We start from the raw sequence: 24470 nt of genomic DNA, 5'->3' as shown, positions 1-24470 counted from the left end.
AGGTGACGCCGTGGCGCATCCGCCGACCCCTCTGCCAGACCTGATCCCACCGGATGTCCGTGCTCGGCTGAAGAACATCCCGCTTGTCGCGCGACAGGCTGCGGGTGCACAGGGCTTCGGCCAGCATCGCAGCCACCACCGCGGCGCCGGTCTGGAGTTCGCGCAGTACCGTGCCTACGAGCCCGGCGATGAGTTGCGCCAGATCGACTGGAAGCTCTATGCGCGCTCGGATCGCTTCTTCGTGCGCGAATCCGAGCGCGACAGTCCGCTCGACCTGTGGCTGCTGATCGACACCAGCGCCTCCATGTCACAGGAAGATGCCGCCCGCCCCGGCTGGTCGCGGCTGGATGCCGCCAAGTCGCTTGCGGCCTGCCTGATCGAGCTGGCGGCAAGCCAGGGAGAGCGCTTTGGCCTGGCCATCATTGGCGGTGGCCAGCTACGGTTGCAGGGCATTGGCGCCGGGCCACGCCACCGTGATCGCTGCCTGCTTGAGCTGCAGTCCCTGGCCGCCACTGGCACCTGGCCCGGCGAAGCGCGATTGCGGCCGCTATGGCAACACGTCGGGGCACACACTTTGGTTGTGTCGCTCAGTGATGCCTTCGACGAAGCGGTCGCGCACCTGCTGGAGCGCCTTGCCACGGCGCGGCGCGAGGTGCTGAGCGTGCAGATACTGACCACCGAAGAACGCGACTTTCCGTTTCGCGGCGGCTGCCGTTTTCAAGACCCCGAAAGTGGCGAGGAAATGCTCGGCGACGGCAATGACATCCGCGACGGCTTCATTGCCCGCTTCGCCGCGGCACGTGCCGCCCTGGCTTCGCGCCTCGCCGCCAACGGCATCCGCCATGTCGAATACATGCTCGACGAACCGCTCGACCTGCCGCTACGCCGGCTGTTCATGGGCGCACCCCGCCCATGACGATATCGCTGCTGCTGCCGCTCAGCCTGGCAGCTCTGGCCGCGTGTCTGATACCGCTGCTGATCCACCTCGCGCGGCGCAGCGAGCAACGGCTGGTGATGTTCGCCGCCTTGCGTTGGCTGCAGGCAAAACCACAGCCACGGCGCAACTACCGTTTCGAGGAAATCCTGCTGCTGTTGCTGCGCCTCTTGCTGCTGGTAGCGCTGGCGTTGCTGCTGGCCGAGCCGGTGTTGTTCGGCCGGCCGGACCGGACACCGTGGATTGTGGTGGCGCCCGGCGTCGACGTCGCAGCGGCTCGTCGGGATATCGGCATGGCCGATGCCCACTGGCATCGATTGGCGCCAGGGCTTCCACTGCTGGATGAGCAGGACACAGACAGCACTGAAAAGCCCGCAACAAACCCCTCCTCCTTGAGCAGCCTGCTGCGCGAGGTCGACGCGACGATACCGGCCGGCACGGCATTGACCGTACTGGTGCCACCGGTGATCGTTGGTGCCGATGCCGAGCGCCCCGTGCTCAGCCGCAATGTCGACTGGCGTGTCGTTCCGGGATCCGGTACGGCAACGCCCGCGCGTCCGGTGCCCCCCGCGACACCCTCGCTGATGGTGCGCCATTCGCCAGAGCGTACCGCTGCGTTGCGTTACCTGCGTGCCGCGGGCGAGGCGTGGATGGCACTGGATCGGGGCACCGACCCGGAAACCGACCCTCCGGCCACGACGCCAGTCCCGCCAGTGACCATCGCGCTCGCGGCCCAGCCGATTGATGTCGACCAGCGATACCTGGTCTGGCTGGTCCCCGGCCCACTCCCCGACAGCGTGCGTGAGTGGATCATCGCCGGCGGCAGTGCACTGCTGGACGCCGGCACCACCGCACCCGATCTGGCGGATGCCCCTGTCCTGTGGCGTGACGCCGACGGCCCGATCGTGCGCGGTACCAGCCTCGGCCGTGGACGCGTCATGCGCCTGGAGCGCGAGCTGGTGCCGGCGGCAATGCCGAGCTTGCTTGAACCCGACTTTCCGATCCGTCTGCGACGGTTGCTGGTCGGCGAACCACCGCAACCGACCCTGGTGGACGCCACCGTTCACACGCCCCGGAGCGGTCGTGCGGACTATCCCGAAGAACCGCGTCCGCTCGCGCCGTGGCTGGCGATGCTGGTGGCGCTGGTGTTCCTGATGGAGCGCTGGGTGGCCGGTGGCCCGCGTCGCAAGCCCGTCGCATGAGTACCGCCAACGCCCGCTTGCAGCATGCCCGTGGCCTCGCCCGCCGTCGCGCGATGGGGACCGCGGTGCTCGCCACGTTGCCATGGCTGCTGGCGGCCATCGTCCTTGCCTGGCGCGTGAACGCATCGGTCTGGTCGCAGCTGCTGGTCGCCGCGACGCTGATCGCCTCGCTTTGGCATGTCTGGCGCAGCGGACGCGGCTTTGATGATCACTGGTTGGCACGGCTTCTGGACGCACAGCGCGCCGACATGGAGGACAGCGCGGCCTTGCTGCTCCCGCAGGCCGCGCCAACCAGCGCGCTGGGGCGCCTGCAACGCGAACGCCTGCGCCAACGCATTCAGGACCAACCCACCCCGGATCTGCGAGCCCCGTGGAAAACACGCCAGTTGCTTGGGGGCGCGGCATTGGCCGGCGCCTGCATCGCTGCGATCGTGCTCTATCCCGGGCTGCCGCAAGCCACGCTCCACCCTGCCGCCTCTTCGGGGAAGCACGCGGCGGCGGCCCCGGCACGCTTGCTCGATCAGCACATCGGTATCCAGCCGCCGGCCTATACCGGCCTGCCGGAGCGTACCGTCGATACCTTGGCGGCCAAGGTGCCGGAGGGCTCGACGCTGCAATGGACATTGCACTTCGCGCCGGCACCGGAGCAGGTGGAGCTGGTCTTCCACGATGGCCGGCGACTCGCCTTGGAGCGTGACGGCGATGACTGGAAAGGCACGCTTCGCATCGACAAGCCAACCCTGTATCGCATTCAAACCGATCAGCCACTGCCACCGGTCCAGGCAGGTCCTCATCGCCTGGATGTGGTCAACGACAATCCTCCCCAGTTGCACGCACTGGAGCCGCAGCAAACGCTCACCCTGGCCACACCGGGGCAACGGACGTGGACGCTGGAGTTCGAAGCCAGCGACGACTACGGACTGTCACCGGACGCGCGACTTCAACTGACCCGGACCGAGGGCGATGGCGAGAACATCACCGCCCGCCAACACGTCATCACCGTGCGCGGACGTGGCGACGCCCGGCACAAGCGCTACCGCCATCAGATCGACCTGACCACGCTAGGCCTGGCTGCAGGCAACGATGTCATTGCCAAGCTCAGTGTCAGTGATCGTCGCGCCCCAAAAGCCCACACCACCGACAGTCCGAGTTACATCCTGCGCGCGCCGGCGGTCATCATCCCCAGTTCCAGCGATCTTGAGGGCGTGGTCAAAAGGGTGATGCCCGCCTACTTCCGCAGCCAGCGCCAGATCATCATCGATGCGGAGGCCTTGCTGGAGCAGGTGCACGGGCTGGCGCCGGACGTCTATCTCGAAAAATCCAACACCATCGGCGTCGACCAGCGTCTTCTGCGACTGCGCTACGGACAGTTCCTGGGCGAGGAGACCAGCGGTGAGCCGCGGCTGATGGTGACCGCCGACGCCCAGGATGAGTACCTGGCAACGCTGGGGGGTGACGAGACCGATGCGTCGACCACGGCGGCGGCCGGCCACGATGAGCACGGCGACGAGCACGCCGACGCGTCCGACGTGTCGCGACCGGCCACGTTTGGCGAACAACAGGACATGGTCGAGGAGTTCGGCCACACCCACGATCACGCTGAAGCCGCGACCTTGCTCGATCCGACTACGCGCAAGCTGCTCAAGTCCGCGCTTGATGAAATGTGGCAGTCGGAGCTGAACCTGCGACAGGGCCGGCCTGAACTCGCCTTGCCCTACGCCAACCGCGCGCTTGGTTTCATCAAGCAGGTTCAACAGGCCGAGCGGATCTACTTGCCGCGCGTGGGCAGTGAGCAGCCGCCAATCGATCACGAGCGGCGCCTGAGCGGCAAGCGCACCGGTCTGGCCGATCGCGGGGACCCGCTGGAGCCGGCGGCCGGCACCGATACCACCGTCGTCAATGCGTGGCGCGCGCTGGCACCGGTTACGGCAAGCCAGGACACGACCCTGGATCTCGACGCGCTCGGGCACTGGGTCGCATCAAACGACATCGACACCTCCGACCCGTTGCTGCTGGCCGCTGCCATCGATGCACTGCGACGCGACCCAACGTGCGCCGACTGTCGCCAACAACTTCGGCACTTGTTGTGGCCATTGTTATCGCGGTCACCCGCTGCCACCGGCGAACGTCCGTCGCCAGGACGCGTGGGCGACGCCTATCTGGATGCGCTCGGGCGCGCGGGTGAGCAATGAACATCTCGTCACTCGACTTCACTGTTGTCATAACCGGCGTTCTCGCGCTCGCTGTCGTGCTCGCCAGCGCGCGCAGCCTGTGGCATCGGCACCGTCAGCCGCCGTCTTCACGCCCCCGCGTCTGGCGCACGGTGGTGTTGCTGTTGGCGCAAGTTGCCAGCGCCTGGCTGCTCTATCAGGTGCTGTGCCCACCCCCTGTCGCACTTACCACCGGGACGCTGGTCGTGCTGACCGCAGGGGCGAGCGAGGTGACCGGACAGGCGCCTGCCGATGCCCGCGTGATCGCGTTACCCGAATCACACGCCGACACCGACACCCGGCCCGATGCCGAACGCTTCGGCGATCTCGCCAGCGCATTGCGTCATTACCCTGCCACCAAGCGACTCCGTGTGGTCGGTGCCGGCCTGGTCGCACGCGACCGCGATGCCGTACGCGGATATCCGGTCGAATTCCACCCAGCACCACTCCCCGAGGGCCTGCTCGAACTGCACTCCCCGACGCAGGTGCCCGTCGGCCGTCAGTTCGCCATTACCGGGCGTGCGATGGCGCTGGATGGCGGATCGGCGGAACTGCGTGACCCGGCAGGCGGCCTTGTGTCCCGCAGTGCCATCGAGGACAAGGGTCGCTTCGAACTGCACGCCCGCACCCGCAGCGCCGGGGTGACGTCCTATCGGCTGCAAATACGCGACGCCGATTCGCAGGTGGTGGATGACGTGGTCGTCCCTGTGCAGGCAACCCCGACCCACCCTTTGCGGGTGCTGATGATGGCGGGCGCACCGAATCCGGAGTTGAAGTTCCTGCGCCGGTGGGCGCTCGACGCCGGGGCCGAGCTCGACACCAGCATCAGCCTGGGCGCCGGCTTGCAGATTGGCACCACAGCCTCCGATTTACGCCCCGCCGCGCTGGACCAGCTCGACCTGCTGGTGCTCGACCATCGCCGCTGGCATGGACTGGGCCGCCGCGACCGCAGCGCCCTTGCCGCCGCGGCGGACGGTGGGCTCGGGGTGTTGCTGCGCCTGGACGGGCCGGTCAACGGCGCGGATCGCAACCATCTGGAGACGCTCGGCTTCTCCGCATCAACCACGGCCACGCCACGTGAGATCCGACTGGCGCGCAGCGACCTCACCGAAATTGGCACAGACCCTGCCACAGACACCGTAGCCACCGCCGACAACGACACCGCCGCATCGCCGACCTTGCATACCAGGTCCCCACAACTATCCGCCGCCGATGCGGTCACGCTTCTGGCCGACGCGTCCGGCGCGCCCGTGTCCATCTGGCGCGCGCATGGGCGCGGCCGCGTCGGCGTATCCATAGTCAATGACAGTTATCGATTGGTGCTGGCCGGGCGCGACGATGTCCACGGGGATCTGTGGAGCGATGCGTTCACCACCCTGGCGCGTCCGGCCCCGGTCGGCTCCCCGCCGACGGTGGACGCCGCCGCTCCAGGCCAACGCAGCGTGATCTGTGGCATCGGCGAGCAGGCCAGCGTTCTGGTGCCGGGCGGGCACTCCGCCCCATTGACGCTTGATCCGGCCAGCGACGGCGGCCATTGCGCCGGGTTCTGGGCCGATACCAGCGGCTGGCACCAGCTCCGCGACGCAGACCGCACGTTGCCGTTCTACGTCCGCGAGCCGTCCGATGCGCCCGGTCTGGCCGCCTACACGCTGCATGAAGCCACCCGCGCCCTGGCCGCGCCTGCCATCGCCAACGCCGATACCCCGGCGTTGACCCATGAATCGGCAGCCCGATCGACCCGGCTCAGCCCGCGTTTACTCTGGTTTTGCGCGTGGTTGCTGCTGGTAGCGGCGTCCTGGTGGCTGGAACGCGCACGGCGGGGCCAGCCTGCAGCCCGCCCGGGATCCACCTGAGTTCCGGCCCGCCGTCCATTCGTGCGAAAATTACCGTTTTACGGCCCCGTAGCTCAGCTGGATAGAGCGGTCCCCTCCTAAGGGACAGGTCACACGTTCGAATCGTGTCGGGGTCACCAGGTTTTTTCCAAGGAGTTTCTTCATGACCCACCCCGTCCTCACCGCACTCGGCCTGACCGACAACGAATCAGGCACCTATCTCGGCAATGGCGAATGGGCCACGTCCAGCGATGCCGGCATCCTGGAGCCGATCAATCCGACTGATGGCGAGTCGCTGGCGCGGGTCAATGCCACCTCGCAGGCCGACTACGACAAGCTGGTCGAGCGCGCCCAGGCGGCGTTCCAGGTCTGGCGTACCACCCCGGCGCCGCGACGTGGCGAGGCCGTGCGCCTGTGCTCCGACGCGCTGCGCGAGAACAAGGATGCGCTGGGTTCGCTGGTCGCGCTGGAAATGGGCAAGTCCAAGCCCGAAGGCGACGGTGAAGTCCAGGAAATGATCGACATCGGCGAGTTCGCTGTCGGCCTGTCGCGCCAACTGTATGGCCTGACCATGCCGTCCGAGCGTCCCGGCCACCGGATGTACGAGCAATGGCATCCGCTGGGTGTCGTCGGAGTAATCTCGGCGTTCAACTTCCCGGTCGCGGTGTGGGCCTGGAACGCGCTGGTCTCGGCGGTCTGCGGCAACATCACCATCTGGAAGCCGTCGCCCAAGACCCCGCTGTCGGCGATCGCCTCGATCAAGATCTGCAACGAGGCGCTGAAGAAGGGCGGCTTCCCGGACATCTTCTTCCTGTTCAACGACGACGATAACAAGCTGGCCCAGACCTTTGTCGACGACAAGCGCATCAACCTGGTCAGCTTCACCGGTTCGACCAAGGTCGGCCGCCACGTCGGTGAGCGCGTCGCCAAGCGCATGGGCCGCTCGCTGCTGGAGCTGGGCGGCAACAACGCGATGATCGTGGACGCCAGTGCGGACATGAAGCTGGCGATCCCGGCGATTGTGTTCGGCGCGGTCGGCACCGCCGGTCAGCGCTGCACCAGTACCCGCCGTGTGTTCATCCACGAGTCGATCTATGACGACGTATTGGCCAAACTGGTGACCGCGTACAAGCAGGTTGAAAGCAAAACCGGCGATCCGATGGACACGGCCAACCTGATGGGTCCGCTGAACAGCGCCGAAGGCGTGAAGGGCTACCTGGCAGCGATCGAGAAGGCCAAGGCGGCCGGCGGCAAGGTTGAAACCGGCGGCGCGGCCATTGACCGCAAGGGCAACTTCGTCCTGCCGACCCTGATCACCGGCCTGGCCAACAGCTCCGAGGTCGTCCAGACCGAGACCTTCGCGCCGATCCTGTACGTGATGAAATTCAGCACCTTGGACGAAGCAATCGATATGCAGAACGACGTGCCGCAAGGCCTGTCCTCGGCGATCTTCACCGAGAGCCTGAAGGCGGCCGAGCAGTTCCTGACGGCGCGCGGATCCGATTGCGGTATCGCCAACGTCAACATCGGCACCTCGGGTGCGGAAATCGGCGGTGCGTTCGGTGGCGAGAAGGAAACCGGCGGCGGTCGCGAGTCGGGTTCCGACGCGTGGCGCGCCTATATGCGTCGCCAGACCAATACCATCAACTACTCCGACGAACTGCCGCTGGCGCAGGGCATCAAGTTCGACCTGTAAGGCAAGCCACCGAGACCAGCACGATGAACAGTCCGGATCATCCTTCGTCGCTGCCCCCGCCCGCACCCGTTGCGGGCGGTAGGCGAACCAGTGTCCTGGCCATCATCAGCCTGGTCGCGGGCCTGCTCGGCTGGACAGTATTGCCGTTCGTCGGCAGCATCGTGGCGATCGTTACCGGCCATCTGGCACGCAGCGAGATCCGCAGGGATCCCGGGGTGATGGAGGGCGATGGATTGGCCCTGGCCGGGCTGGTGCTGGGGTACGCGATGGTGGTGATTGCGGTCTTGTCAGTGATCGCCATGCTGCTGTTTTTTGGCGGGCTGGCGGCATTCTTCGCGCTCGCCTCCAACTGGGGGTGAGCATGTACGGGTTGGCACGCCCGCTGTTGTTCACCATGGACGCCGAGCGCGCCCATGACCTGAGCTTGCGGGCGCTTGACCTGGCCCATCGCAGCGGCGCAACCGGGATGCTGGGACGCTTACCGGAACCGTTGCCGACCCGTGCCTTCGGGCTGGAGTTCCCCAACCCGGTCGGCCTGGCCGCCGGGCTGGACAAGAACGGCGAGCATATCGATGCATTGCTGGCACTGGGTTTCGGTTTCGTCGAGATTGGTACCGTGACCCCGCGGCCCCAAGCGGGCAACCCAAAGCCACGCATGTTCCGCCTGCCCGGACAGAAGGCGGTGATCAACCGGCTGGGCTTCAACAACGCGGGCGTGGACGCGCTGGTGCGCAATGTCGAACGGGCGCAACGCACGGGCAAGGGTTTGTTGGGCATCAATATCGGCAAGAACAAGGAAACGCCCAACGAGATTGCCGAAGGCGACTACATGTATTGCCTGTCGCGGGTCTACCAGTTGGCGGACTACGTGACGGTCAACATCTCCTCACCCAATACCGCCGGCCTGCGCGAGTTGCAGGAAGAGCAGATGTTGCGTCGACTGATTGGCACCCTGCGTGATGAGCAGGAGCGTCTTGGGGCCAAGCACGGCCGCCGCATCCCGATGCTGGTCAAGATCGCGCCGGACCTGTCCGATCACGATATCGAAGCCTGCGCGCGGGTGCTGGCGGAACTGGAAGTCGATGGCGTGATCGCGACCAACACCACCGTGTCGCGCATCGCTATCGAGGGCGCTCGCCATGCCGGGGAGCAAGGTGGCCTGTCGGGGAAGCCGCTGCTGGGCCCATCGACGACAGTGCTGCGGATGATGCGCACCCGGCTGCCCGAATCGATCCCCTTGATTGGCGTCGGCGGCATCCTGTCGGGTGCCGATGCGGTGACCAAGATGGCCGCCGGGGCGAGTCTGGTGCAATGTTATTCGGGGCTGGTCTACCGCGGTCCGGCGCTGGTGCGCGAGTGCGTGGAGGCGATCCGCCGGCGCAAGTTCGCACCCAGCAGTGGCCCGATGCCACCGGCTGCATGAATTCATCCCCCCGCATCCTCCGACAGGTACCGTTGCAACCGCGCAACACCCTGGGCGTGGTCGCCTGTGCCAGCTTGCTGGCGGAAGTCGGTGATGCGTCAGCGCTGCCGGGATTGTTCCAGCACGACGAGTTTGCAGGCCGCTCACCGCTGGTCCTGGGTGGCGGCAGCAACCTGCTGTTCGTGGAAGATCCGCAGCCACCACTGCTGGTGTTGACCGGTCGCGAGATCCGAGTGGTCGACGACTCGGGTGGCGGGGTCGTCTTGCGTGCCGACGCCGGAACGCCGTGGCATGGTTTCGTACTGGACACGCTCGCTCGCGGCTACGCGGGGCTGGAAAACCTCGCGTTGATTCCGGGCAGCGTGGGCGCGGCGCCGATCCAGAATATCGGCGCGTACGGGGTCGAGGTGTGCGAGCTGATCCACGCGGTCGAGGCGTTCGAGCCGGCGACCGGGGCATGGCATCGCCTGGATCGCGACGCCTGTGCATTCGCCTACCGCGACAGCCTGTTCAAGCGGCAGCCGGACCGTTTCATCGTCACCGCAGTGGAGTTCGCGCTATCGCGCACGTCGACACCGCGTACGTCGACAGCACGACTGGACTACGCCGGTATCCGGCAGGAACTCGCCGCAATGCAGGTTGATGTGCGCGACCCGAGCCCGCGCCAGGTCGCCGATGCCGTGATCGCGATTCGCCGTCGCAAGCTGCCCGACCCGGCGGTCATCGGCAATGCGGGCAGCTTTTTCAAGAATCCCATCGTGCCGACGTCGCAGGCGCAATCGCTGCTGGCGGAGCACGACGCACTGCCGGTGTTTCCGGTCCGCGACAACGACCCCGACAATGACTGCCGCAAGCTGTCGGCCGCGTGGTTGATCGATGCCTGCGGCTGGCGGGGGCATCGCGACGGTGACGCCGGTGTTGCCGCATCGCACGCATTGGTACTGGTCAACCATGGCCATGCGAGTGGCCGTCAATTGTTCGGGCTGGCGCGGCGGATTGCCGATTCGGTACACGCTCGCTTTGGCGTGGCGCTGGAGCCGGAGCCACGCATGATCGGAGCACGATGGTGAGCACCCCCAAGGCGTCCATGCCGGTACATACGCGTGCGGCGTTGTTGATGCTTGGCAGCACCGGCTTCTTCGCGCTGATGGTGATCACCATCCGCCTGGCCTCTGAATCACTGCATACCTTCGAGGTCGCATTCTTCCGCAGCTTCTTCGGCATGCTGGCAGCACTGCCACTGGTGCTCAAACATGGTCCCGGGCTATTGCGGACGCAACAACTACCCCGCTACCTGGTGCGTTGCGTGCTGGGCACGCTGTCGATGTTTTGCGGCTTCTGGGCGATCGGCAACCTGCCACTGGCCGAGGCGGTATCGCTGTCCTACTCCACCCCGTTGTTCGTGACCATCGCGGCGGTGCTGTGGTTGGGCGAGCAGGTGCGGGTACGCCGCTGGAGCGCGGTCGTGCTGGGTTTCATCGGCGTGCTGGTCATCGTGCGCCCCGGCACGGCCGAGTTCAGTGCCGGGACGCTGGTCGCGGTCTCGGCGGCGGTCATCAGCGCCATCGTCGCGATCCAGATCAAGCAGTTGTCGCATACCGAACCGGCGGACCGGATCGTGGTGCTGACCACCATCTTCTGGGTGCCGATGTCGCTGGTACCGGCACTGTGGGTGTGGGAATGGCCGCAGGGCATCACCTGGCTGTGGGTGATCGCCGCCGGCATCCTGGGGACTGCCGGGCACATGCTGTGGACCCGTGCGCTCAAGCTTGGCGATGTCTCCGCGCTGACGCCGATCAGCTTCGTGCAGTTACCGATCGTGGTGGTGTTCGGCTTCTTCCTGTTCGGTGAGAGCCTGGATCGCTGGACCGTGATTGGCGCGACGATCATCCTGGTTGCAAACGGCTACATCGCCCATCGCGAGGCAAGTCTCGCGCGTCGCGCGGCGACCTCGGCACCGAGTACTGCGGTCAAACCGGGCCAGTAAACGGCCTGTGCTGCGGGCGGAACACCGCCAGATACGCGACCACCGCCCAGACGCTGGCCGCGGCCCAACCGGCAAGGATGTCGGAGGGGTAATGCACGCCAAGGTAGATTCGCGAGAAGCCGACCAGCAGCACGAACGGCACCGCGCATGCCACCACCGGCCAGCGCCAGCGGGTGTGCCACAACACCAACACCAACACCCAGGCCAGGGTCGCCGACCCCATCGCGTGTCCGCTGGGGAAACTGTAGGTGAGCTCGGGCGTGATCGACTCCCACAGTGATGGCCGGTCGCGCGCGAATATCAGCTTGGTGCCAACGTTGAGCAGGCCGGATCCCGCCAGTGCGATCGCGGCAAAGGTCGCCGCCCGCAACCGCCTCAACAGCAGTAGCGCCAGCACCAGCGCGATGTCGAACGGCACCACCCCATGCAGGTAGCCGATATCGGTAATGGCAACGAAGAAACGATCCAGGTCCGGTGTCGCCAGCGCGTGGGCGAAACGCAGGACCGGCTCGTCGAAGCCGATCACCTCGCGCTCGTGGATGTCCCCGGCCAGCTCGGCAAAACCCCACAGCGGCAACAGCAAGCCGATGAATACCAGAAGCAATCGCCAACCGTACCGCCGCGACAGATCGGTAACGAGGTGCCGCTCCGCGCGGAGCGTCTCGCCGACCGCGGGAAGCTTGCGCTCAGTCGGCCCTGTTGCCGCCATAGTGTCGCTCGACATAGGTGTCGATCAGCCCGACGAACTCATCGGCGATATTCTCACCACGCAGGGTCACGGTCTTCTGGCCATCCTCGAACACCGGTGCCGCTGGCGCCTCGCCGGTACCGGGCAGCGAAATGCCGATGTTGGCGTGGCGTGACTCCCCCGGCCCGTTGACGATGCAGCCCATCACCGCGAGGGTGAGGTTCTCGGCTCCTGGATGGGTGACTTTCCACTGCGGCATCTTCGCGCGTACATGTTCCTGCACGGTCTTGGCCAGCACCTGGAAAAACTCGCTGGTGGTGCGACCGCAGCCGGGGCAGGCGGTGACCATCGGGGTGAATGCGCGCAGGCCCATGGTCTGCAACAGCTCCTGGGCGACGATGACCTCGTTGGTCCGCGACTGGCCCGGGTCGGGCGTCAGCGAAATACGGATCGTGTCGCCGATGCCCTCCTGCAGCAACACTGCCAGCGCGGCGCTCGAAGCGACGATGCCCTTGCTGCCAATGCCGGCCTCGGTCAGGCCCAGGTGCAGTGCGTAGTCCCCGCGGGTCGCCAGTTCGCGGTATACCGCGACCAGCTCCTGCACGCCGCTGACCTTGGCGCTGAGCACGATGCGATCGGCCGGCAAGCCGATATCGACGGCCCGCGCGGCCGAGTCCAGTGCCGAGCGGATCAGCGCCTCGCGCAGCACCCGTCCAGCGTCCCAGGGCTTGGCGCGCAGCGCGTTCTCGTCCATCAAGTCGCGGGCCAACGACTGGTCCAGCGAGCCCCAGTTGGCGCCGATCCGGACCGGCTTGTGGTACTTGATCGCCAGTTCGATCAAGGTCGCGAACTGGCTGTCACGCTTCTTGCCAAAACCGACGTTGCCCGGATTGATGCGGTACTTCGCCAACGCCTCGGCACACGCCGGCTCTGCGGTCAGCAATTGGTGGCCGTTGTAATGGAAGTCGCCAATCAGCGGCACCGGGGCGCCGATCATCGCCAGCTTGTCGCGGATCCGCGGCACAGCGGCGGCAGATTCCGCGTTGTTGACGGTGATGCGCACCAGTTCGGAACCCGCGCGCCACAACTCGGCGACCTGCTTGACGGTACCGGCGATGTCGGCGGTATCGGTATTGGTCATCGACTGCACCACCACCGGTGCGCCACCGCCAACGGTCAACCCGCCGATCCTGACCGCACGCGTCTGCAGGCGCGGCCGGGGGCCAAAGGCGGCGTGGGAGCAAGGCAAGGCGACGTCCTGGTTCATCCGCTCATTGTACCGCCGCAGGCAGGCGTTATATGGCAACAGTGACGGCGGCAATGCCGTTTGCCCGTGATCCGCGTGACCACTCCCGACCGCTGGGTTACCTTGTCCAGCCACCCTGCCCTGTTGCCATGACCCTCGACGATCCCAACCACGTCCTGACCCCGAGCCAGCTCAACACCCTGGCGCGCGACCTGCTGGAAGGGGCATTCCCGCTGGTGTGGATCGAGGCGGAGCTGGGCAACGTGGCGCGTCCGTCTTCCGGACACCTGTACCTGACTCTCAAGGATGCGCGGGCGCAGGTGCGTTGCGCGATGTTCAAGCCCAAGAGCAGCTGGCTGAAGTTCATCCCGCGCGAAGGCATGCGCGTACTCGCGCGGGGCCGGCTGACCTTGTACGAGGCGCGCGGCGAGTACCAGATGGTACTCGACCACATGGAAGAAGCCGGCGAAGGCGCGCTGCGCCGGGCATTCGACGAGTTGAAGGCGCGGCTGCAGGCCGAGGGCCTGTTCGACGACGCGCGCAAACGGCCATTGCCGGCGTTTGCATCGCGTATCGGCGTGATCACCTCGCCCACCGGCGCGGCGGTGCGCGATGTCCTGAGCGTATTGGCACGCCGTTTCCCCCTGGTCCAGGCCGAGGTCTTGCCGGTACCGGTACAAGGTGCGACCGCCGCGGCGCAGATCACCCGGATGCTGCAGCGCGCCGCCGCCTCCGGCCGTTACGACGTGCTGGTGCTGGCCCGTGGCGGTGGTTCGATGGAAGACCTGTGGGCGTTCAACGACGAACAGCTGGCGCGGGCGATCGCCGCCTGCGAGGTGCCGGTGGTGTCGGCGGTCGGCCACGAGACCGACTTCAGCCTGGCCGACTTTGCCGCCGACATGCGGGCACCCACGCCATCGGTCGCGGCGGAATTGCTGGTACCCAACCGGGATGACCTCAACCGCCGCCTGCGCGCGCTGGATGCACGCCATGCCAACCTGCAGGCACAACATCTGCGCCAGGCGATGCAGCGGGTGGACCGCGCCGGACTGCGACTGAACGCACAGCGCCCGCAAGCGCGGCTGGATGGCTTGCGCCGACGCCAGCTCGATGCCCTGCGCCGGCTCGCCGCCGCATGGCGACAACGGCTTGAGCAGGATCAGTCCCGCCTGCGCCACGCCGACGCGGTACTGCGGATATCCCATCCGAAGCGGCGTATCGATCGTTTGCGCGAGCGGCTGGCGGCGGTGTCGCAGCGTCCGCAGGCGGCTATCGCCCGGCGACTGAGCCACGATGCCCTGGCACTGCGTGGGCTTGCACGCTCGCTGGAGGCGATCAGTCCACTGGCCACCGTCAGCCGCGGCTACGCCATCGTCGAGCACCCTGACGGCCGCCTGGTTCGCAGCGTGTTCGATGCCGAACCCGACGACCATCTGGAAATCCGGCTCTCGGATGGCCGGCTGCAGGTCCGGGTCGAAAAGCCGCACCAGGCGCCCGGTAAATGAACCCCAACCTGCTCCGCCACGGGCTCAACCTGTGGCCGCCATTCCTGTTCAGCGGCATCCACGTCACTGCCATTGGCGCCCATTACCACCATGCCCATGTCGAGCTGCGCATGCGCCCGTGGAACCGCAATTACGTTGGCACCCATTTCGGCGGCAGCCTGTTCGCAATGACCGATCCATTCTGGATGCTGTTGGTGATGCAATCGCTGGGGCGCGACTACATCGTCTGGGACAAGGCCGGCACGATCGACTTCATGAAGCCGGGCCGGGGCACGGTACATGCGCGCTTCGACCTGGAGGCGACGGTTCTGGACGAACTGCGCGAAGCGACCGCCGACGGCGACAAGGCCTTGCGCTGGTTCGAGACCGGGATCACCGACGCGCAGGGCGATATCGTCGCCCTGGTACGCAAACAACTGTACGTGCGCCGAAAACGTCGTACCTTTGGGGATATCGAACCGGACCCATGAGCGCTATGCTCGTCGCTCGCGAGACAGGGGGGCCGCGCGATGCCGCATCCGCCAGACAATGAAATGAGCACGCAACCGCTGCCCGAAGTTCGGGGCTATCGGCTGCTGCGCATCATCAATCATGGCGGCATGTCCACGGTGTACCTGGCCGAACAGATTGCCCCGTCACGCGAGGTCGCGATCAAGGTGATGGCGCCGCAGGCGTTGTCGGATGAAGTCAGTCGGCGTCGCTTCGAGAACGAGGTCCGCACCATTGCCAGGCTGGAGCATCCCCACGTGGTACGCATCCACGAACTGGGGCGCACCGCCGATGGCCTGCCGTATTACACGATGCCGTACCTGTCGCGTGGCCACCTCGGCCAACGCCGCTTCCTGCTCGACAATGGCGAGCCCGACGAACCTCGCATAATCGCGACCTTGCGCACGGTGCTGTCTGCCTTGGCGTACGCGCATGGCCGCGGCGTGGTGCATCGTGATGTCAAAGCCGAGAACGTGCTGTTTGACGACGGCGAGCAACCGTTGCTGGCCGATTTCGGGATTGCGTTGCGACGCGGCTTCGGCCCGCGGGTGACGGCTATCGGCCTGGCGGTTGGCAGCACGGCCTACATGGCACCCGAACAGGCACGCGGCGAGGAAGTCGACGGTCGCGCCGACCTCTACAGCATGGGTGTGCTGGCCTGGGAAATGCTTACCGGCCACTTGCCGTTCGAAGCCGCTGACGCCTTGTCGATGGCCGTCATGCATGCGCAGGACCCGATCCCGAAATTGCCGGCGCACCTGCGTCATTGGCAACGTTTCATGAACCGTGCGCTGGCCAAACAGCCCAGTGAGCGATTCGAAGATGTCGGCCAGATGGCGGACATGCTGGCCCGGGTAGAGCAGCGCCAGGGTTGGCCGCGACTCGCCGTGTTCCGGGAGCGCATCACCGGCCAGCTGGCGGACATGCCACGTTGGGCGTTGGCTGTTACCGCCCTGGTGTTCGTGGCCATTGTCGGCAGCGCCCTGTTGACCCGCAACGACGGCGTCAATGGGTTCTTCCGCGCTGGCGCGCCGATGATCGAAAACACCGTCCAAACCGATCCAATCCCATCGATGTTGCGCCCCCTGCCCGAGGCGCCCGTGCAAGCGGCATTGGACAATGCGCGCAGGCAGATCGTGCAGCGCAATCTCACTGCACCAGAGGGCAACAACGCCTATGCCAGCGTGGTGAAGGCGTGGCAGGCCGAACCCGACAACCGGCAAGTGCAGGCGGTGGCTGACGAGCTCACCACCGCACTGGGCGCCGAATTGCTACTGAACCTGCGCAACGGCAAGGACACCCGCGCGAAGGAATACGCAGCCCGTGTGCAGCAGCTGGCCGACGATACCGGAACCCCCGTGTCGCCTGCTCGCTCGCAACTGCAATCGGACATCCAGCAGGTCCTGCAGCACCGGGTCGAGCGGGCCGCCACCCATTTTGACAGTACGTTGGCGACCGCTGTTGCCGCCCTGGCAGGACCGCTTGGATTGCCGGACGACGCCGCGGCCAAACTGCAACGCCTGGCCTTGTCGATCCCAAGGTCTGGGCAGCGATTGCCGGGTGACCCTTCGGGCGCGGTGGTGGCAACGGCCGGCGTAGCGGTCAGTCGCAAGCCGGTCAGCGTCGATGATTACTCCCGCTTCGCCACGCTCACCGACCGTCCGGCCGCGCGCTGTCGCGAGCGCGTATCGCTGTTGCGCGTGCTCGCACCACGTGACTGGCGAGATCCCGGGTTCGACCAGGACGAAGAAAACCCGGTTGCCTGCGTATCGTTCCCCGATGCACAGGCCTATGCCGAGTGGTATAGCCGCCAATCCGGGCATACCTATCGTTTGCCATCGACTGCCGAGGCCGATCAGCTGGCACCGGAGATCAGCGGCAAGCCCTTGTCGTTGTGGCTGCTTGACTGCGGTAGCAGCTGCAAGCAGCGCGAGGCTGGCGGCGCGTCATGGCGCAGCCAGGCTGCGAGTCGGGCGCTGAATACCGACCGTGGCTATGACGATGTCGGGTTCCGGCTGGTAAGGGAGCTGTAGCATCCGTCCACCGATGCCGCGCCGCCCCATTTACAATCGCGCCATGCGCACTCCCCCTACCCTGAAGCGACTGTTCCTCACTGGACTGCTGACCTTGTTGCCGCTGTGGCTGACGTGGGTCGTCGGCAAGTTCGTGTTCGTATTGCTATCGGACACCAGCCGGCCGATCACCGGGCCGATGCTGACCCGGCTTGCCAGCGACTTCCCGCACTTCGCCGGTTGGCTGGCGCAGCCCTGGGTGCAGACGGTGATCGCGCTGGTCGCAACCTTGCTGGTGATCCTGCTGTCGGGGATCATGGCCCATCGGGTAATCGGCCAACGGTTGCTGCGCTGGTTCGAAGCCGTAATCGGGCGCATCCCGTTCGCCAGCACCATCTATGGCAGCGCGCGGCAACTGCTGGATATCCTGCAGACCAAGCCCGACGGCACCCAACGGGTGGTGCTGATCGACTTCCCACACGACCAGATGAAGTCGATCGGCTTTGTCACCCGGGTGCTCAAGGAGCAGGGCACCGGCCGCGAACTGGCCGCCGTGTACGTGCCAACCACGCCGAACCCGACCTCGGGCTACCTGGAGATCGTCCCGGTCGAGAAGATCACCCCGACCGACTGGACCGTCGACCAGGCGATGAGCTTCATCATCTCCGGCGGCGCGGTGTCGCCTGACTCGATCCCGTTCTCGCCACCTGCGCGGACTGATGGCGGGAAGACCACGTAGCGATCGCGGGTGACTTTTGGGCCATGCCATGCGCGCCGTGAGCGATGAGGCTCGACGATTGTGCTTGCCGGCCCATCCAATCGGAGAATGCGATGAAGTCCAACGTCACCCGCTCCCTGCTCGCCGTTGCCCTGGTCGCCGCAATGGCCGGCTGCAGCCCCACCCCCGCCAACGATGCGGCCCAGGCCGAGCCCGCCACCGAACAGGCCGCAACCGACAAGGCCGCCCAACTCAAGGAGATGTACGCCCAATACTGGGAGGAGTACCTCAAGCTCAACCCATTGGCGGCGACTTTCCAGGGCGACCCGCGCTACAACGATCAGATGCCGAACTACCTGTCCGAGCAGTACCGGCAGAAGTCGCACGAGTTCACCCAGCGCTGGCTGGACAAGGTCGAGGCGATCGGTTCGGACGGGCTGGAAGACCAGGCGCTGCTCAGCTATGAGATCTTCGTCGAGGATGCCGAGGACGAACTGGCCAGCGAACAATTCCCCGGCTGGATGCAACCGATCAACCAGTTCTACAACCTCGCCAGCATGGCGGTGCAGCTTGGCTCGGGCACCAGCGCGCAACCGTTCAAGACCGTTGACGACTACGCCGCCTGGCGCAAGCGCGCCGCACAGGTGCCGGTACTGTTCGACCAGGCCATCGCCAACATGAAGCTCGGCGTCGAGGCCGGCGTGGTGCAGCCCAAGGTGCTGATGGACAACGTGGTTGACCAGCTCGACGCGTTGATCAAGGAAAAGCCCGAAGAAACCCTGTTCTGGAAGCCGATCGAATCGATGCCCGAATCATTCGCGGACGCCGACAAGGAGCGTATCGCGGCGGAATACCGCGAAATGATCGACACCGAGCTGATGCCGGCATATCGCGAGCTGCGCGAGTACATCGCCAACGATTACATGTCGCACGCCCGCGACACCGTAGGCATGGCCACGTTGCCCAATGGCGAGGCGTGGTATGCGTTCAACGCCCACAAGTCCACCACCACCGACCTGAGCCCGAGCCAGATCCACCAGATTGGCCTGGACGAAGTGGCCCGCATCCACGGCGAGATCCACAAGGTGATGAAGGAAGTCGGCTTCAAGGGCACGCTGCAGGAGTTCTTCGAGTTCATGAAGACCGATCCGCAGTTCAGCTTCGACAGCGAGGAAGCGCTGCTGACCTACTACCGTGGCCTCGAAGACAAGATCAACCAGAAGATCCCGGAGCAGTTCTCGCTGATCCCCAAGGCCGGTTTCGAGATTCGACCGGTCGAAGCGTTCCGGGCCAAGTCCGCGGCCGGCGGCTCGTACATGACCCCGAGCGAGGACGGCAGCCGTCCCGGCATCTTCTACGTCAACACCTATGACCTGCCGACCCGCAAGACCTGGGATGCGGAAGACCTGTACCTGCATGAGGCGATCCCTGGCCACCATTTCCAGCTCGCGCTGCAGCAGGAGCTGACCGACCTGCCCGACTTCCGCCGCTTCGGCGGCCAGACCGCGTTCATCGAGGGCTGGGGCCTGTATGCCGAGTCGCTGGGCAAGGACCTGGGCGTCTACGAGGATCCGTACAGCTACTTCGGCTATCTGCAAAATGAACTGTGGCGCGCGATCCGGCTGGTCGTCGATACCGGCCTGCACAGCAAGGGCTGGACCCGCCAGCAGGTGATCGACTACATGCTGGAGAACTCGGCGGAAAGCGAGACCCAGGCCACGGCGGAAGCCGAACGTTACATGGCGATCCCGGGCCAGGCACTCGCCTACAAGATCGGTGCCCTGAAGATCCAGGAACTGCGCGACAAGGCGGAAGCGGCGCTGGGGGAGAAGTTCGACGTGCGCGAATTCCACGCACAGGTATTGAAGGACGGCTCGGTGCCACTGGACGTACTGGAGGACAAGCTCAACCGCTGGATTGACAGCGTGGAATAACCGCCGCGCTGACCGCATCGCGCACCTGACCGCACAGCCGGAAGTTGTCTCACCGCCGGCTGCTGTCAGGTGGCGCGGTTGACATAGATGCGCAGGCCGGTGCTGTTGTGATGCAGGCGCAGGAAGCCGGCCCCATCGAATACATCGGCGTGGAGCGGATTCGAGTAGGCGATGAGGATGCGTCGCGGTTCTGCCTCATGGGCGGCCTGGATGTTGGCCAGTACCTGGCGCATCACCACCTCGTCGAACGGGTTGTAGAAATAGCAGAACAGGTCACCTGCCGGTGGGCGAAAGGCGACGGCATCCATGCAGAACAACTCGATCGCCCTCGCCTTCGCATCCCGGGCCGCGAAGGCGGCGATATTGCACATGGCCTCGGCGTACAGCGATTCAAACAGTTCGACCCCAACCACGCGGCGAAAGCCAAGATCGGCGGCCAGCACCAGTGCGCGACCCTTGCCGGCGCCGTAGTCGATGAATGTGCAAGCGGTCGGATCGAATGGTTGTGCGGCACTGACCAGACGCCGGAACTTGCCGAACGCCAACGGCGCATAGAACACCGCGTTGGCCGAGTGCTCGTGGCCAGGATCGCAGGCCACGGACTCGGCAACTTCGACCTGGCCCACGGTTGCGATGCCAAGCCTTCGATCCAGCCGCAGCTCGGCCTGGCCACGCAGCCAGACCGGCACCTTGCCGACCACGCCGAACACGCCGTCGATGCGGACCTGCCGGACCAGCTTGCGGATAAAAGTCACCATCGTCAGCTGTCCTGCTCCAACCAGGTCATATGCAGGACGGGCATTGCCTGCGGGGAGATATCCGGGTTGAGCCACATGCCAATGAGCGGTTGTCCGCTGCGGGCGACGAAGCCCGCCGCGCGCCAACCGGCCATGGCCTGCTCGTCGGCCGTAAGCAACAGGTGGATGGCGCTGCGTCGCTGCGCCCGCGCTGCGGCGACCAGGACCCGGATCAGCTTGGGGTGGATCCCTGTCATTGCATCAGCAGCCCAGTAATCCAGCACTTCCAGCGGTTGATCAAGCGCGGCATGGGCATCGCAGGCAAACCATGCCACCAGTTGATCGTCGTCGTCCGACACCAGCAGGTAGCGCGCGCGGCCCGCCGGCGGCATGTCAAACCGCCAGCGCAACAATGCGTGGTCGCGCACGCTGGTCAATGCGCAGGTGTGGGTCGAGCCATGCCACAGCGTGTCCATGCGCGGGTCGCTGTGCTCCGACCAGCGCCAATGCAGGTCCGACACGACGCCGCCGGCCAGCAGGTCCCGCAGCCGCACCGCCGAATCCACCAGCGCACCGACCGGACGCGCTATGGCCACCGGCAGCCTGCGTTGCAGGTAATCCCCGTAGCGCAGCACCTTGGCGTGTCGGCTCAACGTGCCCAGTACGCTGAAGCCTGCCCGGCGGCTGACGCCAACCGCGCTCGGCCGTGGCAGCCCGTACAACAGGTCGAACCGCCCTCGTGCGGCTTCCAGCAACGACTGCTGCAGCAGCAACGCCGGGCCCAGGGTGCGGTGGCCGGCAGCCACCGCAAAGTACGCGACGACCCCGGCGCGAATGGCCTTGCCTTGCCAGATCACCGGCCGCGGACCGGCGCTGATGACACCGACCAACTCGCCATCGGGATCATGACGCAACAACTGGATGATGGCCGGGCCGTCCGGATTGTCGCGGTAGAAGTGGTCGTACTTGTCGGGCGCAATCGCCGGCGGTCCGAAATCACCCTGCCAGAGGGCAATGATCGCGTCGCGGTCACGCACCGCGTCACCCGGATGCGTGCTGTAGCGCATGACCTCCACCACCTTGGTGTCGGCCACGGTGGTAACCGCGCCGCCCGTCGTGCTCATGGAGATGATTCGGCGCGGCGGGTCAGCAGCCGCTGCAACCGTTTGCCGTAACGCAACAGCATCCGGTTGGCCAGGGTGTTGCGCAGGATGGCGTAATCGCCCAGCACGCATTCACCGGCCCACAGGTTCGGAAACATGGTGTTGTCCGCCACCGTGCAGGAGTCGACGGCAGCCAGCTGGGGGTAGCGCTCGCGGATGTGATGCATCTGGTACAGCTCGATCAGGATGCCGGGCGAGTACCGCGCATAGGCTTCGTCGTAGGCAATCTTGAAGGTGAAGGCATGGGCACCGCTCAGGAAGTTGCACTTCATCGCGATGGGCTTGCCATCCAGGTCCAACGCCAGCATGTGCAACTGGCCGCGGGCGTGGGCGGCCTGGCAGGCGGCCAGCAGGAAGGTGCGGCCTGGATCACTGGCACCCATGGCGGTGCCCGCGCGGCCTTTCCAGCCACTGGCTTCGACCCGCAGGAACTGCTCGATCCATGTCGCAAGGTCGTCGTCCCTCGACATCACTCGGTAGCCGACCTCGCCCTCATCCCCCAATCGTCGCTCCTTGCGCCGGAGCGTGCTGCGCTGTTTGGCGGACATGTGTTGCGGGTCGTCCGGCACGTTCAGGTGATACATCGCACGGGTCCAGCGGGTACACCGCGACAGCAGTCGTCCGCGCCGCGCGATCCCCGCATCCAGGGCCGCCGCGACGGCGCCATCCATGCGGATGTTGACCAGCTCGATAACACCGGCGGGAGCGTCGCGTGCGGCCAGCCAGTCGAGCATGGCATCGACCGCCGCCTGCACATGGTCGCGGTGCAGCAGCGGCGCAGACAGGAAGGCATAGTCATGCGTCCATGAGCGCAAGGTGGGCTCAGGCATGCGCTTGAAATGCGCGTGATGGGCCAGCGGCAGCAACCCGATAAGCTCACCTGCGGCATCACGCACGGTCAGCAGTTGCAATGCCTCCGTCGACAAAAACATCAGCGCGGGGCGCAAGCACCAGCTTTCGTAGAAGGGGTTGGGTTCGGCCGCCTCGGCCGCAAGTTGATCGATCTCCCCCGCCAGTGCGTCATCAACGCAGTCCACCTGCGTCAGTTGCGCCCATGGAGCAGGTAGTTCGTTCATGGTTGCACTGGTCACGGACACGCTGGTTCTCCCCGGGTTCGCGGTCACAGGAACCGCTCTCGGTGGGAATAACGCAAAACGCGCCATGAGGTGGACACCGGTGCGCAATTTTTTGTCGCGCCACAACGCAAACGACCCGGAGGTCATCCGGGTCGTTTGCTGGATCGTTTCAGGCAAGCGTTACGCCGTAGCGCCGCTGCCCGCCGGGTGGCTACCCGTACTCAGCCGCCAGTGCTTCAGGCGCTGGAGCCGTCCCGGAACGAACCGCGTCCGCCACGACCACCGGCCGGTGCCGTGCGCTGTCGCGGGCCGCCGGCATGGGCATGACGCGGAGCCGGCTGGCCATGCGAACGAGCACCGCCACGCGGGGCATTGTTGCGTGGAGCGTTGTTGCGCGGCGGACGGCCCGCACCGGCATTGTTGCGCGGGTTCGGGATCGCCACGTCCAGACGGATCGGACGGCTGGGCTCGTAGCCCGGCACCACCACCATCTCGACATCCTTCTTCAGCACATGCTGGATCTGGCGAAGCAGGCCGCCTTCGTCGTGCGAGACCAGCGACAGCGCCTCACCGGTGGAACCATTGCGGCCGGTACGGCCGATCCGGTGCACGTAGTCCTCAGCGACCATCGGCAGGTCGAAGTTGATCACCAGCGGCAAATCAGGAATGTCCAGACCACGTGCGGCGACATCGGTGGCGACCATTACCCGGGCACGGTTCGACTTGAAGTCACGCAACGCCTTCTGGCGCTGTGACTGGCTCTTGTTGCCGTGGATGGCGACCGACTTCAGGCCGGCGGCTTCCAACTGTTCGGCAAGCCGGTTGCAACCGTGCTTGGTACGACCGAACACCAGCACCTGGTCGCCCGGACGCTTGGCGATGATCTCGATCAGCAGGTCGCGCTTGCGGCCGCTGTCCACCGGGTGCGCGCGGTGGGTGATGGTGTTGGCGATCGCGTTGTTGGTGGCGACCTGGACCTGCTTGGGATCGCGCATGAACTGCAACGCAAGCTGCTTCAGCTGGCTCTCGAAGGTGGCCGAGAACAACAGCGTCTGCCGCTGCGCCGGCACGCGGCCGAGGATGCGCTTGATCGCGGGCAGGAAGCCCATGTCGAGCATGCGGTCGGCCTCGTCGAGCACCAGCACTTCGATCTCGTCGAGCTTGACGGTGCCGCGCTCGATGTGGTCGATCAGCCGGCCCGGCGTGGCCACCACCACGTCGATGCCGCGACGCAGATTTTCGACCTGCGGGCCCATGCCGGCGCCGCCGAAGATCGTGCAGAAGTTCAGGCGCAGGTGTTTGGCATAGCTGCGCAGGCTGTCGTTGACCTGCACCGCCAACTCGCGGGTCGGCACCAGGATCAGCGCGCGCGGCTTGCGCGAACCGTTCGGCGCGGTCTGCTTGGCCAGCCGGTTGAGCAGCGGCAAGCCAAACGCGGCGGTCTTGCCGGTGCCGGTCTGGGCGCCACCCAGCAGGTCGTGGCCATCCATGATCAGCGGGATGGCCTGGACCTGGATCGGGGTCGGGCTGGTATAGCCCTGTTCGGCAAGCGCGCGCAGCAAAGCAGGCGCAAGGCCGAGGGATTCAAAAGACATGTTGTAACTCCGAGTAGATAAAA

General features: G+C 65.9%; 20 protein-coding genes and 1 tRNA gene. 15 read left to right on the top strand and 6 right to left on the bottom strand.

From position 1 onward, the window contains the following. The first annotated feature begins 10 nt into the window (after positions 1 to 10). The 10 genes from ACW7G1_RS06940 to ACW7G1_RS06895 all read left to right on the top strand — a co-directional run bounded on the left by ACW7G1_RS06940 (position 11) and on the right by ACW7G1_RS06895 (position 11284). A complete protein-coding gene (locus tag ACW7G1_RS06940) occupies positions 11 to 916 on the top strand; it encodes a DUF58 domain-containing protein (protein ID WP_456979038.1) in 906 nt (301 codons plus the stop codon). After that, complete coding sequence (locus tag ACW7G1_RS06935) at positions 913 to 2136, top strand: BatA domain-containing protein (RefSeq protein ID WP_456979037.1); 1224 nt, start codon at positions 913 to 915, stop codon at positions 2134 to 2136. The genes ACW7G1_RS06940 and ACW7G1_RS06935 overlap by 4 nt, the downstream gene beginning before the upstream one ends. Continuing rightward, complete coding sequence (locus ACW7G1_RS06930) at positions 2133 to 4328, top strand: hypothetical protein (protein ID WP_456979036.1); 2196 nt, start codon at positions 2133 to 2135, stop codon at positions 4326 to 4328. Before ACW7G1_RS06935 ends, ACW7G1_RS06930 begins: the two co-directional genes overlap by 4 nt. Continuing rightward, positions 4325 to 6199 (top strand): carboxypeptidase regulatory-like domain-containing protein, encoded by a 1875-nt coding sequence (locus ACW7G1_RS06925; RefSeq protein WP_456979035.1) that lies wholly within the window; start codon positions 4325 to 4327, stop codon positions 6197 to 6199. Before ACW7G1_RS06930 ends, ACW7G1_RS06925 begins: the two co-directional genes overlap by 4 nt. Positions 6200 to 6241: 42 nt before the next feature. Continuing rightward, a tRNA-Arg gene (locus ACW7G1_RS06920) sits at positions 6242 to 6318 on the top strand. Positions 6319 to 6341: 23 nt separating this feature from the next. After that, positions 6342 to 7874 carry an L-piperidine-6-carboxylate dehydrogenase gene (gene amaB / locus ACW7G1_RS06915; protein ID WP_456979034.1) on the top strand — a complete coding sequence of 511 codons (1533 nt, stop codon included), beginning with the start codon at positions 6342 to 6344 and terminating at the stop codon, positions 7872 to 7874. Positions 7875 to 7897: 23 nt separating this feature from the next. Beyond that, positions 7898 to 8233, top strand: coding sequence for a DUF4190 domain-containing protein (locus ACW7G1_RS06910; RefSeq protein ID WP_456979033.1), 336 nt, complete (start codon positions 7898 to 7900; stop codon positions 8231 to 8233). 2 nt (positions 8234 to 8235) lie between these two features. Beyond that, positions 8236 to 9297: a quinone-dependent dihydroorotate dehydrogenase gene (locus ACW7G1_RS06905; RefSeq protein WP_456979032.1), complete on the top strand. Its 1062-nt coding sequence runs from the start codon at positions 8236 to 8238 to the stop codon at positions 9295 to 9297. Next, complete coding sequence (gene murB / locus ACW7G1_RS06900) at positions 9294 to 10367, top strand: UDP-N-acetylmuramate dehydrogenase (protein ID WP_456979031.1); 1074 nt, start codon at positions 9294 to 9296, stop codon at positions 10365 to 10367. The genes ACW7G1_RS06905 and murB overlap by 4 nt, the downstream gene beginning before the upstream one ends. After that, the gene (locus tag ACW7G1_RS06895; RefSeq protein ID WP_456979030.1) at positions 10361 to 11284 is read left to right on the top strand and encodes a DMT family transporter; all 924 of its coding nucleotides are present in this window, start codon (positions 10361 to 10363) and stop codon (positions 11282 to 11284) included. Before murB ends, ACW7G1_RS06895 begins: the two co-directional genes overlap by 7 nt. Here the strand turns inward: ACW7G1_RS06895 and ACW7G1_RS06890 are convergent. Both ACW7G1_RS06890 and ispG read right to left on the bottom strand, forming a co-directional pair. Beyond that, positions 11268 to 11888, bottom strand: coding sequence for a phosphatase PAP2 family protein (locus tag ACW7G1_RS06890; protein ID WP_456979029.1), 621 nt, complete (start codon positions 11886 to 11888; stop codon positions 11268 to 11270). The two genes, ACW7G1_RS06895 and ACW7G1_RS06890, sit on opposite strands and share 17 nt — an antisense overlap. A gap of 82 nt (positions 11889 to 11970) precedes the next feature. Next, on the bottom strand, positions 11971 to 13239 hold the full coding sequence (gene ispG, locus ACW7G1_RS06885; RefSeq protein ID WP_456979028.1) for a flavodoxin-dependent (E)-4-hydroxy-3-methylbut-2-enyl-diphosphate synthase: 1269 nt from the start codon (positions 13237 to 13239) through the stop codon (positions 11971 to 11973). A 128-nt stretch (positions 13240 to 13367) separates the two neighbouring features. Between ispG and xseA the strand changes: the two genes are divergently transcribed. From xseA to ACW7G1_RS06860, 5 genes are all read left to right on the top strand, one after another. Next, entirely contained in the window at positions 13368 to 14723 is a 1356-nt protein-coding gene (gene xseA, locus ACW7G1_RS06880; protein WP_456979027.1) for an exodeoxyribonuclease VII large subunit, read from the top strand. Further along, a complete protein-coding gene (locus ACW7G1_RS06875; protein WP_456979026.1) occupies positions 14720 to 15193 on the top strand; it encodes a DUF4442 domain-containing protein in 474 nt (157 codons plus the stop codon). The genes xseA and ACW7G1_RS06875 overlap by 4 nt, the downstream gene beginning before the upstream one ends. Positions 15194 to 15256: 63 nt before the next feature. Beyond that, positions 15257 to 17245: a bifunctional serine/threonine-protein kinase/formylglycine-generating enzyme family protein gene (locus tag ACW7G1_RS06870; protein ID WP_456979025.1), complete on the top strand. Its 1989-nt coding sequence runs from the start codon at positions 15257 to 15259 to the stop codon at positions 17243 to 17245. Between the two features lie 13 nt (positions 17246 to 17258). Beyond that, positions 17259 to 17963 (top strand): DUF502 domain-containing protein, encoded by a 705-nt coding sequence (locus ACW7G1_RS06865; RefSeq protein ID WP_456979024.1) that lies wholly within the window; start codon positions 17259 to 17261, stop codon positions 17961 to 17963. Between the two features lie 92 nt (positions 17964 to 18055). Further along, positions 18056 to 19876, top strand: a complete 1821-nt coding sequence (locus ACW7G1_RS06860; RefSeq protein ID WP_456979023.1) for a DUF885 domain-containing protein — start codon at positions 18056 to 18058, stop codon at positions 19874 to 19876. A 65-nt stretch (positions 19877 to 19941) separates the two neighbouring features. Here ACW7G1_RS06860 and ACW7G1_RS06855 read toward each other — a convergent pair whose 3' ends face one another. The 4 genes from ACW7G1_RS06855 to ACW7G1_RS06840 form a co-directional block, all read right to left on the bottom strand. Then, entirely contained in the window at positions 19942 to 20634 is a 693-nt protein-coding gene (locus ACW7G1_RS06855; RefSeq protein ID WP_456979022.1) for a hypothetical protein, read from the bottom strand. A gap of 2 nt (positions 20635 to 20636) precedes the next feature. After that, positions 20637 to 21737 (bottom strand): hypothetical protein, encoded by a 1101-nt coding sequence (locus tag ACW7G1_RS06850; protein ID WP_456979021.1) that lies wholly within the window; start codon positions 21735 to 21737, stop codon positions 20637 to 20639. Next, entirely contained in the window at positions 21734 to 22852 is a 1119-nt protein-coding gene (locus ACW7G1_RS06845) for a GNAT family N-acetyltransferase (RefSeq protein ID WP_456979020.1), read from the bottom strand. The genes ACW7G1_RS06850 and ACW7G1_RS06845 overlap by 4 nt, the downstream gene beginning before the upstream one ends. A 236-nt stretch (positions 22853 to 23088) precedes the next feature. Beyond that, positions 23089 to 24447 carry a DEAD/DEAH box helicase gene (locus ACW7G1_RS06840; protein WP_456979019.1) on the bottom strand — a complete coding sequence of 453 codons (1359 nt, stop codon included), beginning with the start codon at positions 24445 to 24447 and terminating at the stop codon, positions 23089 to 23091. Positions 24448 to 24470: the final 23 nt, after the last annotated feature.

The organism is Lysobacter sp. A378 (genome assembly GCF_054052125.1).
This window is presented reverse-complemented; position numbering and strand designations above follow the sequence as displayed.